This window comes from Xanthomonas graminis pv. graminis (assembly GCF_030168915.1).
Taxonomy (GTDB): domain Bacteria; phylum Pseudomonadota; class Gammaproteobacteria; order Xanthomonadales; family Xanthomonadaceae; genus Xanthomonas_A; species Xanthomonas_A translucens.
The window spans coordinates 1,380,817-1,400,004 of sequence record NZ_CP076255.1 but is presented as its reverse complement, the minus strand read 5'-3'; the positions used below and the strand labels follow the sequence as shown (position 1 = coordinate 1,400,004).

The window sequence follows — 19,188 nt, the reverse complement described above, 5'->3', positions numbered from 1 at the left end:
GGGCCGCAACGGATGCGAATCGCTCGCAACTGATGTACCTTTTCGCGCCATGGAAGCAGACCCACGGCCCTCGCGCATGCATGCCGACGCGCCGCCTTCTACGGACTGGCGCGACGAACTGGCCAGCGCGCTGACCCACGGCCTGGGCGCAGTCGCCGCACTGGCCGGCAGCTCGGTCCTCATCACCCTCGCCGCGATCTACGGCGACGGCTGGCAACTGGCCGGTGCCATCGTGTTCGGGGTCGCCTTGCTGCTGCTGTACACCGCCTCCACGCTGTACCACGCCATCCCGCATCCCGGCGCCAAGGCGCGGCTGCAGGTGCTGGACCACTGTGCGATCTACGTGCTGATCGCCGGCACCTATACCCCGTTCACCCTGATCAGCCTGCGCGGCCCCTGGGGCTGGTGCCTGTTCGCGGCGATCTGGAGCATCGCCCTGGCCGGAGTGGTGTTCAAGCTGTTCTGCACCGGCCGCTTCCGGCTGCTGTCCACCATCCTCTACCTGGCCATGGGCTGGCTGATCGTGGTCGCGATCGAGCCGCTGCTGCATTCGGTCGATGTCCCCACCCTGTGCTGGCTGCTGGCCGGCGGCCTGTTCTACACGCTGGGCACCTACTTCTATCAACGCGACACGGTGCGCTACTTCCATGCGATCTGGCACCTGTTCGTGCTCGCCGGCAGCGTCTGCCATTTCGTTGCGGTGACCACGCAAGTGCTCTAGCGCGCCTGGCGCGACGCGCGCCTTTCGCACCCCGTGCACGCGCACCGCCTACTATGGTCGGATGGATCGCGAACCCACTTCTGCACCACGTGGCCGACGCCGCTCCTGGCCCTGGCGCCGCAACGATGGCCGCCTGCGGCGCTGGCCGTTCGTGCTCGGCGCGCTGGTACTGGCGCTGCTGATCGTCATCCTGGTGTTCGACTGGAACTGGTTCAAGGGTCTGGTGGAACGCGCCGTGCAGGCCAAGACCGGCCGCGCATTCCATATCGACGGCAACCTCGACGTCGACCTCGGCAGCACCATCACCGTCCGCGGCGAGCGCCTGCGCCTGGCCAACGCAGACTGGTCGAAACAGCCGCAGATGGCCAGCGCGCAACGTGCCGAGATCGACCTCGCGTTATGGCCGCTGCTGCGCGGCAAACTGCGCATTCCCGAGATCCGCCTGACCCAGCCGAACCTGCTGCTCGAAACCGGGCCGAACGGGCAACCCGGCAACTGGAACTTCGGCAGCAGCGATGGCGGCACCCAGGTGGTCCTGGGCCGCATGCTGGTGCAACAGGGACGGCTGCGCTTCCAGGACGTGCCCGGCCGCACCGACATCGACGTCAGCGTCGACAGCCTGACCTCGCAGCGGCGCCGCGGCGACGCGGCGCCGCCGATCGCGGTCGCCGGCGATGGCCGCTGGCGCGGCAACCCGTTCACGCTCAAGGGCAGCACCGCTTCGCCGCTGGAACTGAGCGAAAGCGACCACCCGTTCAAGATCGACCTGCGCGGCAGCGCCGGCAGCACCCGCGCGCATATGCGCGGCACCCTGACCAATCCGTTCCAGCTGCGCGTGTTCGACCTGCAGCTGAGCCTGGTCGGCACCGACATGCAGCACCTGTATCCGCTGCTCGGCATCGCCATGCCCTCCACCCCGCCCTATCAACTGGACGGCCGGCTCAAGCGCAATGGCGAAATCTGGCGCTACGAGGACTTCAACGGCCGCGCCGGCGACAGCGACCTGGCCGGCACCGTGCAGATCGACAGCGCCGGACAGCGCCCGTTCCTGCACGCCGACCTGCGTTCGCGGCGCCTGGACTTCGACGACCTGGGCGGCTTCGTCGGCGCGCCGCCGCGCACCGGCGCCGGCGAGACCGCCAACGACGAACAGAAAGCGCAGGCGGCCAAACTCGCGGCCAGCGCCAAGCTGCTGCCGTCCACGCCGTACGACCTCGGCAAGTTGCGCGCGATGGACGCCGACGTCCGCTGGAAGGCGCAGCGGATCAACGCGCAGACACTGCCGCTGGACGCCATGGACGCGCACCTGAAGCTCAACGACGGCGTGCTGCTGCTGCAGCCGCTCGACTTCGGCGTGGCCGGCGGCAACATCCGCTCGGACATCCGCATGGATGCACGCAAATCCACCATCGCCACCCGCGCGCAGATCTCGGTGCGCGGCATGCAGCTGGGCAAGCTGTTCCCGGACGGGCAACTGGCCAAGGAAGCCTCCGGCGCGATCGGCGGCGAGATCGCACTGGCCGGCACCGGCAACTCGATCGCGCAGATGCTCGGCAGCGCCGACGGCAGCGTCGCCATCGGCATGGGCAAAGGCCATGTCAGCAACCTGGTCATGGAACTGGCCGGGCTGGACATCGCCGAATCGCTGAAGTTCCTGGTCACCAAGGACCGGCAGATTCCGGTGCGCTGCGCGTTCGGCGATTTCGCGGTCAGGGACGGGGTGATGGACGCGCGCGCGCTGGCCTTCGACACCACCGACACGCTGCTCGTCGGCAGCGGCAACATCGACCTGGGCGACGAAAAACTGGACCTGCTGCTGAAGGCGCGCCCGAAGGACCACAGCATTTTGTCGTTGCGCTCGCCGTTGCGCGTCGCCGGCACCTTCAAGGACCCGACCTTCCGCCCCGACTTCAAGGCCCTGGGCATGCGCGGCGCCGTCGCCCTGGCGCTGGGCGCCATCGCCCCGCCGGCGGCCCTGCTGGCGACCTTCGAGACGGGGCCAGGCAAGGACGTCGATTGCGTTGGCCATCACTCTAAGTAGCCGGGACTCGGAACTCGGGACACGGGACTCGGAAAATCAAAAGCCCATGTTGCACTCTTGCTTTTCCGAGTCCCGGGTCCCGAGTCCCGTCAACTAGTGATATAGCGCTGCAACTGATCCAGTTCCCGCTGCTGCTCCTCGATCACCGCCTTGACCAGGTCGCCGATCGAGATCACCCCGACCACCGCGCCGGCCTGTACCACCGGCAGATGGCGGATGCGTTGGCCGGTCATCAGTTCCATGCATTGCTGCACGCTCTGCGACGGGTCCACCGTGTATACCTTCGCGCTCATGATGTCGCGCACCGGCGTGGTCGCCGAAGAGCGGTCCTGCAGTACCACCTTGCGCGCGTAGTCGCGCTCGGACAGGATCCCGGCCAGGCCCCCGTCCTGCATCACCAGGACCGCGCCGATGCCCTTGTCGGCCATCAGCCGCAGCGCATCGACCACCGCCGCATCCGGCGCCACTGCATGGATCTCACCGCCCTTGTCGCCCAACAACTGTCGTACCGTACGCATCGCTGCCTCCCGGTTCGCTGGATCGCACGGCCGAGCATACTCCTCCGCCCGGCGCACGCCAGGTGTCGACCAGATACAGCGGCCGCTGCTTGGATTCCTCGTACAACCGGCCCAGGTATTCGCCGATCAGGCCCAGCGCGATCAGCTGCGTGCCGCCCAGGAACAGGATCACCGCCATCATCGTCGGCCAGCCGGCGACCGGATCGCCCCATAGCGCCGCCTTGACCACGATCCAGGTGCCGAACAGAAAGGCGCCGAGCGCGGTCGCCAGTCCCAGATAGGTCGCCACCCGCAGCGGCGCCGTGGAGAAACCGGTGATGCCTTCCAGCGCGAAGTTCCACAGCCGCCACAGGCCGTACTTGCTGCGCCCGGCCAGGCGCGGCGCACGCCGGTACGGCAACGCCAGCTGGCGGAAACCGACCCAGCCGAACAGCCCCTTCATGAAGCGATGGCGTTCGCGCAACTGCGCCAGCGCCGCCAGCGCGCGCGGCGACAACAGGCGGAAATCGCCGGTATCGGCCGGGATCGGGGTCTTCGACAGGCGCCCGATCACGCGGTAGAACAGCGACGCGGTGCCGCGCTTGAGCCAACTCTCGCCCTCGCGCGCGATGCGGGTGCCGTAGATATCGTCGTAGCCGGCGCGCCACTGCGCGACGAACTGCGCGATCAGCTCCGGCGGATCCTGGCCGTCGGCGTCCAGCAGCATCGCAGCGCCGTGCTCGACGAAATCCAGGCCCGCGGTCAGCGCCAGCTCCTTGCCGAAATTGCGCGACAGGCGCAGCGCGCCGACCCGCGGATCGGCCGCGGCCAGCGCCAGGATCACCTCCCAGGTCGCGTCGCGGCTGCCGTCGTCCACGTACAGCACCCGCCCCTCCAGGCCATCCACGCCATCGAGCGCGGCGAGGATGCGCGGCTGCAGCAACGGCAGGGTCTGCGCCTCGTTGAAGGCAGTGACGACGACGGTCAGGCGCTCGGGTTCCATGTGCCGATGGTACGGAGCGGCCTGCGCGTTCACCAGCGGCAGCGCGCCACCTGACCAGAATCCGGAGTCGCTCCCTTTTCCCACCGGCAACGGCTGTTCCTTCTCCCCTCGGGACCATGGCCGCCTTTTTGGGGGACGGTGGCACGCAGCGCCGGATGAGGGGACGGGCGAAGCTGTTGTGGTCAAGTTTTGGTGGACACGTGGATAGGGGGTTTCAGGTAGTGGCTTTCTCGTAGTCGGCTGGAGATCGATAGCCGAGGGTGGAGTGCAGGCGGTGGGTGTTGTAGAAGCCGACGATGTAGTGGGTGATATCGGCGATGGCCTCGTTGGGGTTGGTGTAGCGACGCTGCCAGACGCGCTCCATTTTCAGGCTCAGGAAGAACCGCTCCATTACCGCGTTGTCCCAGCAGTTGCCCTTGCGGCTCATGCTGGCCACCAGCTTGTGCTTGGTCAGCAGGTCGCGGTGGGCCTGGCTGGCGTACTGGCTGCCGCGGTCGCTATGCACGATCAGCCCCGGCTTGGGCTGGCGCAGGGCAATGGCCATCTGCAAGGCGGTACAGACCAGCTCGGCCGGCATGGTCGGTGCCATTGCCCAGCCCACCACCTTGCGCGAGTACAGGTCCAGCACCGCGGCCAGGTACAGCCAGCCGCGCTCGGTGCGGATGTAGGTGATATCGGCCACCCAGGCCTGGTCGAGGGCGTCCGGGTTGAAGCGCCGATCCAGATGGTTGTCCGCCACCGGCATCTCGTGTCGGCTGTCGGTGGTATGGACGAACTTGCGCCTCCAGCGCGCCTTCAGTCCCTGCTGCTTCATCAGGCGGCGGACTCGATGGCGACTGGCGGGCAGACCCTGGGCCTTCAGGCTCGCGCTCAGCCGGCGGCTGCCATAGTTGCCGCCGCTGGCCTGGAACGCCGTCTGCAATGGCGCAGCGAGCGTGCACGCCCTCGGTGCTGAGCGCCGCCGACGGGCCGCATACAGCCCCGAGCGGCTCACGCCCAGCAGCTGGCACAGCCGGGCGGTTGCGGCCTTCTCCTGCCACTGATCGATCATCTGCTGGATCATTTCAGTTCCCGGGCGAAGAAGGCCGATGCTTTTTTTAACAAGCTGTTGTCCTCACGCAGTCGCTGGTTCTCCCGTTCCAACTCACGGATGCGTTGCTGCTCGGGGGTCAGGGGCCGACCTTGCCCAGGCTGGCCGGCATGCTCGGCCTCGTATTGGGCCAGCCAGCGACGCACGGCGCTATCGACCAAGTCCAGGTCGCGGCACACCTGACCCACGCTCAGGCCTTGGTCGCGGATCATTTGCACCACCTGCAGCTTGAAGGCGGTATCGAAATTTCTACGGATACGGGGCGTCATGTCGTTCAAAGTCCTCGCTGGGGATGATCATCCCCTATCGAGGTGTCCACGAGAATTAGACCAGGACAGGTGGCGCACAGCGCCGGATGAGGGGACGGGCGAAGCCTCGCATACCCAAATCCGCCAGACGCTTCGCGCCGGACCCTCACCGCCCCCCCTCTGCCGATGGGAGAGGGGCTAAAACGCAGCGCCTGCGCTACAAAACCGCCTCATCGCGGCGAACGTCGCACGCGCCGTAGCGCAAATGTTCCTAAGGCGCCTGCAGATACGCCGGCCCGCCCAACTGCCGCGCCTGCCGCTGGATCCAGTTGGCGCGGCGTTGCACGTACGGCCCCGGGCGCGTGGCGGCGTAGCGCTGCGGCGCCGGCAGCACCGCCGCCAGCAGCGCGCTCTGCGCCAGACTCAGCTGCGCCGCATCCTTGCTCCAGAAACTGCGCGCCGCCGCCTGCGCGCCGTAGACCCCATCGCCGAACTCGGCGACGTTGGCATACACCTCCAGGATCCGCTGCTTCGACCACAGCGCCTCGATCAGCACCGTGTACCAGGCCTCCAGCCCCTTGCGCAGCCAGCTGCGGCCCTGCCACAGGAACAGGTTCTTGGCCACCTGCTGGCTGATCGTGCTGGCGCCGCGCAGGCGTCCGCCGCGCGCATTGTGGTCGCGCGCCTTCTCGATCGCCTCCAGGTCGAAACCGTGATGGCTGGGAAAGCGCTGATCCTCGGCCGCCACCAGCGAAATCGGCAGGCTCGCCGCGATCTGCGCGCTGTCGCGCCAGTCGTAGGCGACGCGGAACGACCAGTCGCCCTCGCCCCAGGCGCCGAGCTGGCGCTCCAGCATCATCGCCGAGAACGGCGGATCGACGAAGCGCAGCATGATCACCTGCGAGATGCTCGCCAGCGCGAACAACAGCGGCGCCGCCAGCAGCCAGCGCAGCCAGCGCCTGCGCCGCGGCCGCGGCACGGCCGCGCCACTTGCAACGCCCCGCGTCGCCCCCATTGCTATGCGTTCTTCGACTTTGTCCACCGTGATGACCCACTATCCTGCGGTCGCCATCTTCCCATGCGCAGCGAGGCCGCGATGCATTCTTCCGATCACGATCACCTGACCCGCTTCCTGCTGCCCGGCGCCGGCGTGCGCGGCGTGCACGTGCGCCTGCAATCGGCCTGGCGCGAGATCCTCGCGCCGGCCAGCTATCCCGCCGCGGCCACCGAATTGCTCGGCGAGGCCTGCGTGGCCGCAGCGCTGTTCACCGGCCACACCAAGGTCGACGGACGCCTGTCGGTGCAGTTGCGCAGCCAGGGCGCGCTGCGCACCCTGTTCGCCGAATGCACCGCGGCCGGCACCCTGCGCGGCATCGTCCAGCTGACCGAAGGCAGCGACGCGCCGCGCGACCTGCGCGCGCTCGGCACCGGCGCGCTGCTGGCGATCACCATCGAGAACCCGGGCCTGGATCCGCGCGAACCGCAGCGCTACCAGAGCCTGGTGGCGCTGTCGGCAGCCGAACTGGGCGAGGCCTTCGAAGACTATTTCCGCCAGTCCGAACAGCTGCCCACGCGCCTGATCCTGGCCGCCGACGGCCACCAGGCGGCCGGCCTGCTGTTGCAGAAGCTGCCCGGCGACAGCGGCGACGAGGACGGCTGGAACCGCGCCGGGGCCTTGTTCGAGACCGTGAGCGAAGCCGAATTGCTGGCGCTGCCGGCGGCGACCCTGCTGCACCGGCTGTTCCACGAGGAAGCGCCGGAACTGCTGGGCACCAGGCCGTTGCGCTTCGGCTGCTCCTGCTCGCGCGAGCGGGTGGCGGCCATGCTGCGCTCGCTGGGCGAGGAAGAAGCGCGCGCGGCCGCCGAGACAACCGGCCAAGTTGAGATACGGTGCGAGTTCTGCGGCCGCCGCTATGACTTCCCCTTGACGGAATTCAGCGTATTGTTCGCTGTAACACCGGCTGAACCGACACCTCCCGAGCGCTTGCAATAGTCGGCAACCAGCTTTAGGACGGGGAGTCCGACTTGTTAAAGAAACATAAATCCTCTAGCATCATCGCCCCTGCCCGGCGGGAACTTTAGTTCCTGCCTGAGAGTCACACACTGTCGATGCGAGCTTTACTGCGCCTACCACTTGCCCTGCTGATCGCCCTTGCGGCGAGCACGGGCGCGCACGCGCAGAGCAAGCCCGCCGGCAACCACGACCGTACCGTGCTGCCGGTGTGGAACAAGGGCAGCGGCAAGGTCGAGGCCTTGCTGTACCTGGAACCGACCGGCGAACAGGCGGTCGGCGCACGCTGGCACTTCGGCCGCAATTCGCTCGACGCCGCCTTCGGCCTGTCCTCCGGCGACTCGCTCGGCCTGCTGTGCAACAGCGCCAGCGGCAGCAGCATCAGCGGGCTGGCCAGCCATTGCATGCTTGCCAGCCTGGGCGACGACGACGGCGATGTCGGCCACCATGTCGCCGCGACCACCACCTTCAACCGTCCCGGCGGGCGCCTGTCGCTGTCGGCGGGGACCGGCCGCGAAAACATGCCGGCATGGCTGGCAGGACCCAACAAGACCCCATCGCTGCGCATGGAGCAGAACGACCTGACCGTGTTCGCGCAGCAGAACATCGGCCGCGAAGGCTTCGTCTCGATCGGCGGCACCTATGCGCGCGCGCGCCTTGTCCCGATCGCCGACGCCTCGCAGGCGCTGGTCGACCAGTGGGACAGCAAGAGCCTGAGCATCGGCGGCGGCTACGGCTCCTTCAGCGCCAACGTGATCGGCCGCGTGGTCGACGCGCCGGGCCAGCCCGGCAAGTGGTCCGGTCTCGGCGTGGGCCTGACCTGGCGCACCCCGTGGAGCGGCCAGCTGACCGTCGGCGCCGAGAACGTGGTCACCCGCGGCAAGAATCCGTTCGCCCCGAACAACATCAGCACCGAGGAAGGCACCATTCCCTACGTGCGCTACGAACAGGATTTGTAAGTCCCTCCAGCGTCGCAATGTTCTGCCAAAAAGCGCCCACGGGCGCTTTTTTTGTGATGAATGGCCGGTGTCCCCGCCTTCGATATTCACCCAATTCCATCAACTTGTTAACGCTACTTTAATTCTTCGGCAAGGCGAGATACCATCGGGTCACCCTGAAGGAATTGGCGTCGCTCTTTCGACTCCACCGGCAGGCACAACACACCATGGGTCAACCCCAGATCTCATTCGGAGAGAGAGCTAATGAATTGTAAGACCAACAAACTGCGCGACGCCGTTGTGCTCGCGCTGGTCGCGGGCGCGGGCGTCGGCATCAACACCGCCTCGGCACAGGACGCCGGCACCGGCGCGACCAATCTGGATCGCATCGAAGTCACTGGCTCGCGTATCCGCTCGGTCGACGTCGAAACCGCTCAGCCGGTCTTCACGGTGTCCTCCGAGGAAATCAAGAAATCAGGCCTGGTCAGCGTCGGCGACGTGCTGCAGAACCTGACCGTTTCCGGCACCCAGACCTACAGCAAGGCTGCCGTGCTGAACTCCAACCCGGAACAGGGCGGCCAGTACGTCAACCTGTACAACCTGGGCGAACAGCGCACCCTGGTCCTGGTCAACGGCAAGCGCTGGACCTCGAGCCTGGCCGGCTACACCGACATGTCGACCATCCCGGCCGCCTTGATCGACCGCATCGAAGTGCTGAAGGACGGCGCCTCGGCGATCTACGGCTCCGACGCCATCGCCGGCGTGGTGAACATCATCCTGCGCAAGAACTTCGATGGCGCCGAAGTCTCGGCCCTGATCGGCCAGAACAGCCGCGGCGACGGTCAGAAGGAAGCGTATTCCTTCACCCTCGGCGCCAGTGGCGAGCGCTCCTCGATCATCTTCGGCGCCAACTACACCAAGGAAGATCCGGTGTGGGCGAAGGATCGCGTCCTGACCCGGACCCAATTCGGCCCGAACCACCCGCTGGACGCGCTCAGCGCGACCGGTCCGTGGGGCCGCTTCAATGATCCGCGCGCTGCCGGGACCGCCGGCGCCGGCAACTACCTGGACGATGATGGCAATGTCGTCGGCCCGGACGCTGGCTCCTGGACCCCCAACACCTGGGTGCTGAACCACTCGGGTACCTGGAACGGTGCCGGTACCGGGTCGGACTCGCGTGACTTGAACAATTATCACGTCGGCGTACGCACCGACGACCGCTTCAACGCAACCCAGCAGGTCATGCTGGCGCAGGAAACCGAAACCAAGTCGGTCTTCACCGCCGGCAGTTTCGAGATCAACAACTACGTCACCTTCAAGTCGACGGTCATGTACTCGGAGCGCAACTCCGAGCGCCAGGTCGCGGGCTATCCGCTGAACGGCGCGTCGCAGCCGACGTATCCCGTGGCCATCAGCGGCCAGAGTTACTACAACCCGGTCGGCGAAGACATTAATTCCTGGTTCCGCCGCATCATCGAGATCCCGCGCGTTTCGCAGAACAACGTGAAGAGCTACCACTTCGACGCCGCGTTGGAAGGCGCGTTCGAAGTCGGGACGCACGGCTGGAACTGGGACGCAGGCATCAACTACAACAAGTTCGACGTGACGCAGATCAGCACCGGCAATGTCAACTTGCTGGCGCTGGAGAAGGCGCTCGGGCCGTCGTTCCTGAACAGCCAGGGCGTCGTCCAGTGCGGCACTGCCGCCAATCCGATCCCGCTGGGCACCAGCCTGTCGGCTGGTCAGTGCACGCCGTTCAACATCCTGGGCGGTCCGTCGGCCTCCACCGCCGACGCGCTGAAGTACGTCAACACCCTCAGCCAGGCCACCCAGCAGAGCGTGAGCAAGCAGTACTTCGCCAACATCACCGGCGGCCTGTTCGACATGCCGGGCGACGCGGGCGAATTCGCCTTTGCGGCCGGTGTCGAGCACCGTGAAGTCTCCGGCTACGACTACCCGGACCAACTGTCCAGCGCCGGTTACACCACCGACCTGGCCGCTGGCGCGACGACGGGCAAGTACAAGACCGACGAAGTCTATCTGGAGCTGATGATCCCATTGCTGAAGGATCTGCCGTTCGCCAAGCAACTGTCGTTCGATGTCGCCAGCCGCTATTCCGACTACGATCGGTTCGGCGACACCACCAACAGCAAATTCAGCCTGACCTGGAAGCCGGTTGAGGACCTGTTGGTCCGTGCCACCTACGGCAAGGGCTTCCGCGCCCCGACCCTGGACGACACCTTCGGCGGCGGCTCGCAGTCCTTCGACCCCATGACCGATCCGTGCGATGCGCGCTTCGGCCTGCTGTCCACCCCGGCCGTAGCGGCCCGTTGCGCCAGCGAAGGCCTCGCACCGACCTTCCGCCAGACCGACAACGCCGGCGTGCCGGTGACCGCGCGCGAAGTCCAGGGCAACTCACCGTTCCAGGCCGGCGTCGGCAACGCCAATCTGCAACCGGAATACAGCAAGACCCGCACTGTCGGCCTGGTGTTCAGCCCACGCTGGATCCAGGGCCTGGACTTCTCGCTGGACTGGTACAAGATCAGCATCTCCAATGTCATCACCGCGGTCAGTGCGACCTATGTGTTGAACCAGTGCTACAACGGCGTGACCTCGTTCTGCAACTACACCCGTGACGCGAGCAGCGGTCAGGTCGTGACCCTGAGCCGCGGCAACACCAACCTGGGTGCGCTGGAAACCGAAGGCTACAACTTCGTCATGAACTACCGCCTGCCGGAATTCGCGGCTGGTCAGTTCGCGCTTCGCCTGGACAGCAACTATCTGGTTGCGTTCCGCAGTCAGAGCGACGACAACTCCCCGTGGGACGACTACGCAGGTTACTGGAACTACCCACGCGTGCGCGCCACACTGGGCGTCAACTGGGCCAAGGGCGATCTGTCGGCCAACTGGAACCTTCGCTATTACGGCGGCTACCGCGACTTCTGCTATAACGCCGACGAGTGCAACGAACCGAACTACCAGACCGCCAATGCCGGCTGGGGCGGCGGCGTAGGCGCCAACAAGAAGGGCTCGATCAGCTACCAGGACGTCTCGGTCAGCTGGGCAGCGCCTTGGAACGGCTCGGTCACCCTGGGTGCTCGCAACGTCTGGAACAAGCAGCCGCCGATCACCAACTCGCTGACCAACAACAGCTCGTCGTCGATCGATCCGATGCTGGATTACGACCGCTACCTGTTCATGCAGTACACCCAGAAGTTCTGATCGCTGTTGATCGCGATCTGATCGTCTAAAGCAACGGCCCCGCAAGGGGCCGTTTCTTTTTTACGGTCCAAGGCATGTAATGGGTCAGGGTGCAACTAGTCGATTTCCGGTCTCGCCGCCACCAGCTGGGGCTGGGGAGGGGCTGAATGCCGACAGGTCAGCCACTGTCCACCCTGATATTGGTCAGAGAAATCTGACGCGGCACCGGGGCCTTCATCTAGTGGCCGATCCTATCTGCCGTGGTCACAATCGACAATTGTGGCGACGCGCAATCCCAACGATGTGATGCGCTTGACGTAGACCACCTGGATAAACGGCCAAAACCATGAAGGCAAGAACGTTGTTGATCTCAGTTGTTGGCGGCGTTGTTGTCGCCATCGGGGTGTACTTGGCGAATCAGCACTTTGCGAGCCCGTCACTCACAGTGCCTAAGCAGTCCTCTGAACCTCTCCCCAGCGGAGGACGGGGTAACGGCGCCCGATCGGAACGCGCTGTCGTCAATCAAGATCAAATCCTGGCTCCGGCCTTCGACTCCAACAAGGCGTTGGAGAAATTCATTTCGCTCAAGGATCGCGCCGCAAAGGGCGATGCAGCCTCGCAGCGAGAGCTGGCGGAGCTGTACGGCCTCTGCATTCCGGTCAACACGAATTCCGAGCGTTATTTGGCGAGTTACGAAGCAATTGCCAAGCAAGCGAAGACGCCAGCCAATGCCGAAGGATTACGCCGCGCAGCAAAGGCTGCTGTAAACGAATGCTCGGTCGTCGATAATGGTGCAATCATCCCGATTGAGGCGCGCGAGTTATGGCTCGCGCAAGCCGCCAAGAATGGGGACTTGGCCGCACAAGCGCAGATTTATCTGACTTCAAACCAAAGGCCGCAGGGTGAGCAATTGAAATGTTTCATGGATCGTGTTGTTAATAGCAGGGATCCGAACGCCGTCTTCGAGATGGGGCAACTGGTGGCTGGTAACGTGGATTCCGGTGATGTCGGGGCCTACACCAATGTGGCGAGCGACAAGCTTTCTGGCTATGCCTGGAGCATCGCAGCCTGCCGGATGGGGTTGGCGTGCGGGACCGGCTCGGAGATCATGAACTCCGCATGCTTGAACACGTCTGGTTGCTCCAGCACAGATTTTGAATCGTTCGTACGGGATAATCTCGTCAGTGCAGGCGATGCAGCCTTGCTAAATAGCAAGGTCCAGGAGGTAAGCGCGTTCCTGCCAATCAAAGAGTGAGGCTCCATGGAAAGGAAGTCTTTGACGAAGAGCGGTTCAGCCTATTCGCCGCAATGGCGCTGTCTTTCGCGGCGATTGCTGGGACGATCAGCATCAACGCCGGCACAGCGCCGTATAACACGGTCGCCGCAGCACAGGGTATTTCGGCCGATGACATGGGAGAGCTTCGAATCGCTGCCTTGACAGCACTAGTCGGAATGTATCGCACGGTGAACGGCACGGGTTCCGTGGGTATCGGCGATCAGGTCAGCGTAACCTACTCGGATGGATCGAAGGAAAAGGGTTCCGTGGTCTGCAACGTCGGCACCGTGTGTGTCACGCCTATCCCAGGCACGCAGCAGGGCGGTGGCGGTGGCGGCGGTGCCAATCTGCCCGGTCGCTGCATTGGAAACTGCGGCGTCGTCACTGTCGGCACCCCCTGATCGAAGCACAAGGCGCCGTACGGCGCCTTGTGTCGCTTCTGAGCGAACTGGGATGGTAGGGCAAGGTCGTCTGGGCGCCGGGGCGTTTTCAAGGACGGCTCATTGCAACGAAGGAGGCTCACGTCCAGCAACCGGTCAATTAGTTCCGGATGAATTACTCAAGTCCCTGTGGGAGTGGACGGCCGCAAAGGCAGACGACCTCCTCATCCACGCAGTGAATCACCCCGGAATCAACGTCACGATGACGTGCTCGACATAGGCCTCGAATTCCTCGCGCGCCTGCTTGGGCTGGTGCAGTTGCAGCGACAGCTGCAGGAAGCCGACGTAGGCCGCGTAGGCCAGCCGGGCGCGGTGCTGGGCATCGGTGCGGCTGAGGCCGGCCTGGCGGAACGAGGCGATCAGGTACTCCATGCGCCGCTGCGACACCCGGTCGATGACCGGGCGCACCGCGGGATGGTCCAGCGCCTTCAGCAACTCGCTGTAGATGATGTGCGGCTTGACCTCATGCGCGACCAGCTGGAACAGCGCGCGCAAGCGGGTGCGCGGATCCGGCACTTCCTCCAGGCTGCCGAACACCTGTTGCTGTTCGACCAGTTCCCAGCGCTCCAGCGCCGCCTGCAGCAGCGCATCGCGCGACGGGAAATGCCAATAGAAGCTGCCCTTGGTCACGCCCAGGCGCCGCGCCAACGGTTCCACCGCCACCGCGTTGACGCCCTGTTCGGCGATCAGGTCCAGCGCGGCCTGCGCCCAATCCTCGGCGCTGAGTCGGTTGTTGCGGCCACCGCTGGGAGCGGCGGCATCGTCGGTGGGAGACGCGGAGACATTGTTCATCCGTCGATTTAACCATACGGCGAAGCCGATTGCAGTATGTGTTCTTCATGAATCGCACGCAAATGCCCGGCAGCATTGGCTTTTCGTATCCATACTGCATCGTATTGACATCGCTGGCGGCTACTCCATACTAGCTCGTATGGTCTCCTCTCCTTCCAGCATGACGATTGCCGCCTCCGCCCTGCTCGCCGGCGCGGACGACATGCAGCTGGCAGCGACCCTCACCGAGCCCGGCGCTGCCGGCAGCGTGCTGTTCGCGCATGGATTCGGGCAGACCCGGCATGCCTGGATGGCCAGCGCCGCGGCGTTGCAGGCGCACGGCTACCGCAGCGTCGCCTATGACGCGCGTGGGCATGGCGACTCCACCCGCAATCCCGCCGCCCTGCCCTACCGCGGCGAACAGTTCACCGACGACCTGATCGTGGTCGCCGGCGAGATGGCGCCGGCACCGGTATTGGTGGCCGCCTCGATGGGCGGGCTGTTCGGGCTGATGGCCGAGGCGCGCTGGCCCGGCCTGTTCCGCGCGATGGTGCTGGTCGATATCACCCCGCGCTGGCAGCCGGCCGGGGTCGAGCGCATCCTTGCGTTCATGACCGCGCATCCGCACGGCTTCGCCAGCCTGGACGACGCCGGCGATGCCATCGCCGCCTATCTGCCGCAACGCGCGCGCAAGTCGCCCGACGCGCTGCGCAGCGTCCTGCGCCGGCACGCCGACGGCCGCTGGTACTGGCACTGGGATCCGCGCCTGGTGGAAGAACTGGCGCGCGACGGCGAGCAGCACCAGGACGCGATCGCGCAGGCCGCGAGCAAGGTGCATTGCCCGGTGCTGCTGGTCAGCGGCGGGCGCAGCGATCTGGTCACGCCGCAGACCATCGCAGAATTCCTGTCGTTGGTGCCGCATGCGCAGCATGCACACCTGCCCGAGGCTACGCATATGCTGGCCGGCGACGACAACGCCGCGTTTACCGCCACTGTGTTGCATTATCTGGACGCACTGCCACCGGCTAGCGCCGGCGCACCGTCTGCCGTTACCGAGCATGTCCCCGGAGCAAGCCCATGAGCATCGTCGCACCCTTCCTCGTGTTGTTGCTGGCAGGCGCCTTCGCCGCCTATCACCGCATGCGGCTCGCCGTCTGGGCCGCGCTGAGCGCCACGCTGCTGGTCGCGTGCTGGCTGCTCGGCGCCAGCCATAGCGCCACCATCGTCGCCGCCGTGCTGCTGGCGCTGGTCGCGGTGCCGCTGCTGCTGCCGTTCGTGCGCAAGCCGCTGCTCACCGCGCCGATGCTGAAGGTGTTCCGCAAGGTGCTGCCGCCGCTGTCGCAGACCGAGCGGATCGCGCTGGAAACCGGTTCGGTCGGTTTCGAGGGCGAACTGTTCACCGGCGATCCGGACTGGCAGAAGCTGCTCGACTACCCGAAGCCGCAGCTGACCGCCGAGGAGCAGGCCTTCCTCGACGGCCCGGTGGAAGAGCTGTGCCGGATGACCAACGACTGGGAAATCACCCACGTCCACGCCGATCTGCCGCCGGAGCTGTGGAGCTTCGTCAAGAAGCACAAGTTCTTCGGCATGATCATTCCCAAGGAATACGGCGGCCTGGGCTTCTCGGCGCTGGCCCACCACAAGGTGATCCAGAAGATCGCCTCGGTATCGAGCGTGGTCAGTTCCACCGTCGGCGTGCCGAACTCGCTGGGCCCGGGCGAACTGCTGCTGCATTACGGCTCCAAGGAACAGAAGGACTATTACCTGCCGCGCCTGGCGGTGGGCCAGGAAGTGCCGTGCTTCGGCCTGACCGGCCCGTTCGCCGGCTCCGACGCGACCTCGATCCCCGACTACGGCATCGTCTGCAAGGGCGAGTGGAACGGCGCCAACGTGCTCGGCGTCAAACTGACCTTCGACAAGCGCTACATCACCCTGGCGCCGGTGGCCACGCTGGTCGGCCTGGCGTTCCGCATGTACGACCCGGACGGCCTGATCGGCGACACCAAGGACATCGGCATCACCCTGGCGCTGCTGCCGCGCGAAACGCCCGGCGTTGAAATCGGCCGCCGCCACTTCCCGCTGAACTCGCCGTTCCAGAACGGCCCGATCCACGGCCGCGAGGTGTTCATCCCGCTCAGCCAGCTGATCGGCGGTGTGGACATGGTCGGCAAGGGCTGGAACATGCTCAACGAGTGCCTGGCCGTGGGCCGCTCGATCACCCTGCCCTCCACCGCCAGCGGCGGCGCCAAGTACGGCGCGATCGTCACCGGCGCCTACGCGCGCATCCGCAAGCAGTTCGGCCTGTCGGTCGGCCGCTTCGAAGGCGTGGAAGAGGCGCTGGCGCGGATCGGCGGCAAGGCCTATGCGATCAGCGCGCTGGCCCAGGCCACCGCCGCCGCGGTGGACCGTGGCGACGTGCCGTCGGTGCCGTCGGCGATCGCCAAGTACCACTGCACCACGATGAGCCGCGAAGTCATCAGCGACGTGATGGACGTGGTCGGCGGCAAGGGCATCATCCTCGGCCCGCGCAATTTCGCCGGCCGCAGCTGGCAGGCTGCGCCGATCGCGATCACCGTGGAAGGCGCCAACATCATGACCCGCAGCCTGCTGATCTTCGGGCAGGGCGCGATCCTGTGCCATCCGTGGGTGATGAAGGAAATGAAGGCCGCCGCCAACCCGGACCACAAGGCCGGCGTCGACGCGTTCGACCGCAACCTGTTCGGCCATATCGGCTTCGCGATCTCCAACGCGGTGCGCTCGCTGTGGTTCGGCCTGACCGCCGCACGCATCGGTGCAGCACCCGGCGACGCCTACACCCGCCGCTTCTTCCGCAAGCTGGACCGCTACTCGGCGAACCTGGCGCTGATGGCCGACGTGTCGATGCTGATGCTCGGCGGCAAGCTGAAGTTCAAGGAATCGCTGTCCGGCCGCCTGGGCGACGTGCTGAGCCACATCTACATGACCAGCGCGATGCTCAAGCGCTACCACGACGAGGGCGCGCCGGCGACCGACCAGCCGCTGCTGGCCTGGGCGTTCCACGACAGCGTGCACAAGATCGAGCTGGCGCTGTCGGCGGCACTGCGCAACTTCCCGATCCGTCCGGTGGGCTGGCTGATGTGGGCGCTGATCTTCCCGTGGGGCCGTCGCGCCGAAGCCCCGGGCGACCGCCTGGGCCACCGCGTCGCTGCGCTGCTGATGACCCCGAACGAAGCCCGCGACCGTCTCGGCCAGGGCGTGTTCCTGACCCCGTGCGAGAACAACCCGGGCGGCCGCATCGCCAGCTACCTGACCAAGGCGGTGCTGGCCGAGCCGGTCGAGCGCAAGTTCCTGAAGGCGCTCAAGAGCAAGGGCATCGAGGCGCTGGACTTCGCGGCGCAGCTGGACGAGGCGGTGCGCGAAGGCGTGCTCTCGGCCGACGAGCGCCGCCAGCTGGAGGAACTGCGCGAGATCACCATGGACACGATCAGCGTGGACGATTTCGACGCCGACGAATTGCGCTCGGCCAGCTACTACCAGCGTGCCACGGCCGGCGACGACCACTCGCGCGAAGCGGCCTGATCGCAGCGGCGAGACGCCCTGCGCCGGCAGAGATGCGTCTGCCTGCCGGCGCAGAGGGCGACAGCTCCGCGCTGCCGCGTTACTTGCACCTCTTTCCGGCGCCCGGCGACTCCGGCCGCCTCCAGCAATACCTGCAGCATCGCTGGCGGCGCTCGTTCGCTGCCCGAGCTTGGCCTCGCCTGTCGCCTCTCGACGAGGCCTGGCTGGAACTTCACCGTTGAATCCTGCGGCATGCGTCTGTCGCCGCTGTGCGCTTGCCACCGCCAGCGCCGCCGACGCGGGCATCAGCCGGTGGGCGGATGCGACGAAGGCAGCAGACGCGCCTGACGCAACGCGGCCAGATCTGCCGAGCCGGTACAGAAACACGCGACCGCCAACTGGCGTATCACGATCTCGAAATGCGCGACGACCGCCTCGGTGGATAGCGCCGCGGCACGCAGCACGCCGGCCGCCTGCCCGGCGATGTCCGCTCCCAGGCGGATGGCCTTGGCCACATCGACACCGTCACGGATGCCCCCCGAGGCGATCAGCTTCACCGCCGGCAATACCTGGCGTACTGCCTGCACGCTGAGCGCGGTCGGGATGCCCCAATCCGCGAACGCCATCGCCACCGCACGGTCGGCGGCATCGTTGGCGCGCTCGCCTTCCACTGCGGCCCAACTGGTGCCGCCGGCTCCGGCGACATCGATCACCGCTACGCCCGCATCGACCAGCGCGCACGCCACCGATGCCGACAGTCCGGATCCCACTTCCTTGACCACGATCGGCACTCCGACGCTGCGCACGGCGCGTGCGATCTGAGCCAGGATCCCGCGCCAATCGCGGTCGCCCTCCGGCTGCACCGCTTCCTGCAATGGATTGAGATGGACGATCAGCGCATCGGCTTCCAGCGCCTCCACTGCGCAGCGCGCCAGGTCCAGACCATCAGGTTCACGCAGTTGCGCGGCGCCGAGATTGGCCAGCAAGGGAACGTCCGGCGCAAGGCGCCGCAGCGCGCGCGTCAGCCCTTGCGAGTTCCCGGATCGCAGGCTCACCCGCTGCGACCCGACGCACATGGCGATCCCCAGCGCCTGCGCTGCCTCGCTCAGATGCCGATTAATGGCTTCCGCACGCGCCGTGCCGCCGGTCATGGAACTGATCAGCAACGGCGCCCGCAGCGCCTTGCCGAACAGCGAGGCGCGCAGATCGATCTGCGCCAAGTCCAATTCGGGCAATGCGCAGTGTTCGAAACGGATACCGTCCCAGCCGGCCGTGGCCGTGGCCGATGCCGCGCGCCGATCCAGCACGATATCCAGGTGGTCGTCCTTGCGCTGGCTCAGTCCGCGATCGCTCATGCCCGTGTCCCCCGCAGCGTTGGACGATCGCGTGGCATCGCCTTGGACCGCAGGCGCCA

15 protein-coding genes are annotated in these 19,188 nt (G+C 66.2%); 9 read left to right on the top strand and 6 right to left on the bottom strand.

Features of this window, described 5'->3' with window-relative positions:
* Window positions 1-76 precede the first annotated feature (76 nt).
* On the top strand, window positions 77-721 hold the full coding sequence (gene trhA, locus KHF85_RS06055; RefSeq protein ID WP_284568894.1) for a PAQR family membrane homeostasis protein TrhA: 645 nt from the start codon (window positions 77-79) through the stop codon (window positions 719-721).
* Between the two features lie 61 nt (window positions 722-782).
* Window positions 783-2,762: an AsmA family protein gene (locus tag KHF85_RS06050; RefSeq protein ID WP_284568893.1), complete on the top strand. Its 1,980-nt coding sequence runs from the start codon at window positions 783-785 to the stop codon at window positions 2,760-2,762.
* 89 nt (window positions 2,763-2,851) lie between these two features.
* On the opposite strand, the gene KHF85_RS06045 is transcribed toward KHF85_RS06050, so the two are convergent.
* From KHF85_RS06045 to mtgA, 4 genes are all read right to left on the bottom strand, one after another.
* Window positions 2,852-3,280 carry a CBS domain-containing protein gene (locus KHF85_RS06045; protein WP_284568892.1) on the bottom strand — a complete coding sequence of 143 codons (429 nt, stop codon included), beginning with the start codon at window positions 3,278-3,280 and terminating at the stop codon, window positions 2,852-2,854.
* Window positions 3,240-4,262 (bottom strand): glycosyltransferase family 2 protein, encoded by a 1,023-nt coding sequence (locus tag KHF85_RS06040; protein WP_003466976.1) that lies wholly within the window; start codon window positions 4,260-4,262, stop codon window positions 3,240-3,242. The genes KHF85_RS06045 and KHF85_RS06040 overlap by 41 nt, the downstream gene beginning before the upstream one ends.
* Before the next feature lie 214 nt (window positions 4,263-4,476).
* A protein-coding gene (locus KHF85_RS06035) for an IS3 family transposase (RefSeq protein ID WP_284566970.1) occupies window positions 4,477-5,621 on the bottom strand; the annotation gives its coding sequence in 2 pieces (ribosomal slippage) (window positions 4,477-5,369 and window positions 5,369-5,621; 1,146 coding nt in all).
* A gap of 250 nt (window positions 5,622-5,871) precedes the next feature.
* Window positions 5,872-6,615, bottom strand: a complete 744-nt coding sequence (gene mtgA / locus KHF85_RS06030; RefSeq protein WP_284568891.1) for a monofunctional biosynthetic peptidoglycan transglycosylase — start codon at window positions 6,613-6,615, stop codon at window positions 5,872-5,874.
* A 63-nt stretch (window positions 6,616-6,678) separates the two neighbouring features.
* On the opposite strand from mtgA, the gene hslO reads away from it, so the two are divergent.
* The 5 genes from hslO (at window position 6,679) to KHF85_RS06005 (ending at window position 13,427) form a co-directional block, all read left to right on the top strand.
* On the top strand, window positions 6,679-7,593 hold the full coding sequence (gene hslO / locus KHF85_RS06025; RefSeq protein ID WP_284568890.1) for an Hsp33 family molecular chaperone HslO: 915 nt from the start codon (window positions 6,679-6,681) through the stop codon (window positions 7,591-7,593).
* Between the two features lie 116 nt (window positions 7,594-7,709).
* Complete coding sequence (locus KHF85_RS06020) at window positions 7,710-8,570, top strand: XOO1806 family protein (protein WP_053834962.1); 861 nt, start codon at window positions 7,710-7,712, stop codon at window positions 8,568-8,570.
* 243 nt (window positions 8,571-8,813) lie between these two features.
* Window positions 8,814-11,771: a TonB-dependent receptor plug domain-containing protein gene (locus tag KHF85_RS06015; RefSeq protein ID WP_284568889.1), complete on the top strand. Its 2,958-nt coding sequence runs from the start codon at window positions 8,814-8,816 to the stop codon at window positions 11,769-11,771.
* Window positions 11,772-12,096: 325 nt separating this feature from the next.
* Window positions 12,097-13,005: a hypothetical protein gene (locus KHF85_RS06010; RefSeq protein WP_284568888.1), complete on the top strand. Its 909-nt coding sequence runs from the start codon at window positions 12,097-12,099 to the stop codon at window positions 13,003-13,005.
* Between the two features lie 53 nt (window positions 13,006-13,058).
* The gene (locus tag KHF85_RS06005) at window positions 13,059-13,427 is read left to right on the top strand and encodes a hypothetical protein (protein WP_284568887.1); all 369 of its coding nucleotides are present in this window, start codon (window positions 13,059-13,061) and stop codon (window positions 13,425-13,427) included.
* 219 nt (window positions 13,428-13,646) lie between these two features.
* Here KHF85_RS06005 and KHF85_RS06000 read toward each other — a convergent pair whose 3' ends face one another.
* On the bottom strand, window positions 13,647-14,258 hold the full coding sequence (locus KHF85_RS06000) for a TetR/AcrR family transcriptional regulator (RefSeq protein WP_284568886.1): 612 nt from the start codon (window positions 14,256-14,258) through the stop codon (window positions 13,647-13,649).
* A gap of 139 nt (window positions 14,259-14,397) precedes the next feature.
* Here KHF85_RS06000 and KHF85_RS05995 point away from each other — a divergent pair, with 139 nt between their 5' ends.
* The gene (locus KHF85_RS05995) at window positions 14,398-15,318 is read left to right on the top strand and encodes an alpha/beta fold hydrolase (RefSeq protein ID WP_409976665.1); all 921 of its coding nucleotides are present in this window, start codon (window positions 14,398-14,400) and stop codon (window positions 15,316-15,318) included.
* Window positions 15,315-17,795 carry an acyl-CoA dehydrogenase gene (locus tag KHF85_RS05990; protein WP_064539601.1) on the top strand — a complete coding sequence of 827 codons (2,481 nt, stop codon included), beginning with the start codon at window positions 15,315-15,317 and terminating at the stop codon, window positions 17,793-17,795. The genes KHF85_RS05995 and KHF85_RS05990 overlap by 4 nt, the downstream gene beginning before the upstream one ends.
* A gap of 284 nt (window positions 17,796-18,079) precedes the next feature.
* On the opposite strand, the gene fni is transcribed toward KHF85_RS05990, so the two are convergent.
* A complete protein-coding gene (fni, locus tag KHF85_RS05985) occupies window positions 18,080-19,129 on the bottom strand; it encodes a type 2 isopentenyl-diphosphate Delta-isomerase (protein WP_284568885.1) in 1,050 nt (349 codons plus the stop codon).
* Between the last annotated feature and the right edge of the window lie 59 nt (window positions 19,130-19,188).

What these genes read in the sequence shown, in the direction of transcription:
- trhA (WP_284568894.1), top strand. Translation starts at nt 77, where the DNA reads ATGCATGCCGACGCGCCGCCTTCTACGGACTGGCGCGACGAACTGGCC.
- KHF85_RS06050 (WP_284568893.1), top strand. Translation starts at nt 783, where the DNA reads ATGGATCGCGAACCCACTTCTGCACCACGTGGCCGACGCCGCTCCTGG.
- KHF85_RS06045 (WP_284568892.1), bottom strand. Translation starts at nt 3,280, where the DNA reads ATGCGTACGGTACGACAGTTGTTGGGCGACAAGGGCGGTGAGATCCAT.
- KHF85_RS06040 (WP_003466976.1), bottom strand. Translation starts at nt 4,262, where the DNA reads ATGGAACCCGAGCGCCTGACCGTCGTCGTCACTGCCTTCAACGAGGCG.
- mtgA (WP_284568891.1), bottom strand. Translation starts at nt 6,615, where the DNA reads ATGGGGGCGACGCGGGGCGTTGCAAGTGGCGCGGCCGTGCCGCGGCCG.
- hslO (WP_284568890.1), top strand. Translation starts at nt 6,679, where the DNA reads ATGCGCAGCGAGGCCGCGATGCATTCTTCCGATCACGATCACCTGACC.
- KHF85_RS06020 (WP_053834962.1), top strand. Translation starts at nt 7,710, where the DNA reads ATGCGAGCTTTACTGCGCCTACCACTTGCCCTGCTGATCGCCCTTGCG.
- KHF85_RS06015 (WP_284568889.1), top strand. Translation starts at nt 8,814, where the DNA reads ATGAATTGTAAGACCAACAAACTGCGCGACGCCGTTGTGCTCGCGCTG.
- KHF85_RS06010 (WP_284568888.1), top strand. Translation starts at nt 12,097, where the DNA reads ATGAAGGCAAGAACGTTGTTGATCTCAGTTGTTGGCGGCGTTGTTGTC.
- KHF85_RS06005 (WP_284568887.1), top strand. Translation starts at nt 13,059, where the DNA reads ATGGCGCTGTCTTTCGCGGCGATTGCTGGGACGATCAGCATCAACGCC.
- KHF85_RS06000 (WP_284568886.1), bottom strand. Translation starts at nt 14,258, where the DNA reads ATGAACAATGTCTCCGCGTCTCCCACCGACGATGCCGCCGCTCCCAGC.
- KHF85_RS05995 (WP_409976665.1), top strand. Translation starts at nt 14,398, where the DNA reads ATGGTCTCCTCTCCTTCCAGCATGACGATTGCCGCCTCCGCCCTGCTC.
- KHF85_RS05990 (WP_064539601.1), top strand. Translation starts at nt 15,315, where the DNA reads ATGAGCATCGTCGCACCCTTCCTCGTGTTGTTGCTGGCAGGCGCCTTC.
- fni (WP_284568885.1), bottom strand. Translation starts at nt 19,129, where the DNA reads ATGAGCGATCGCGGACTGAGCCAGCGCAAGGACGACCACCTGGATATC.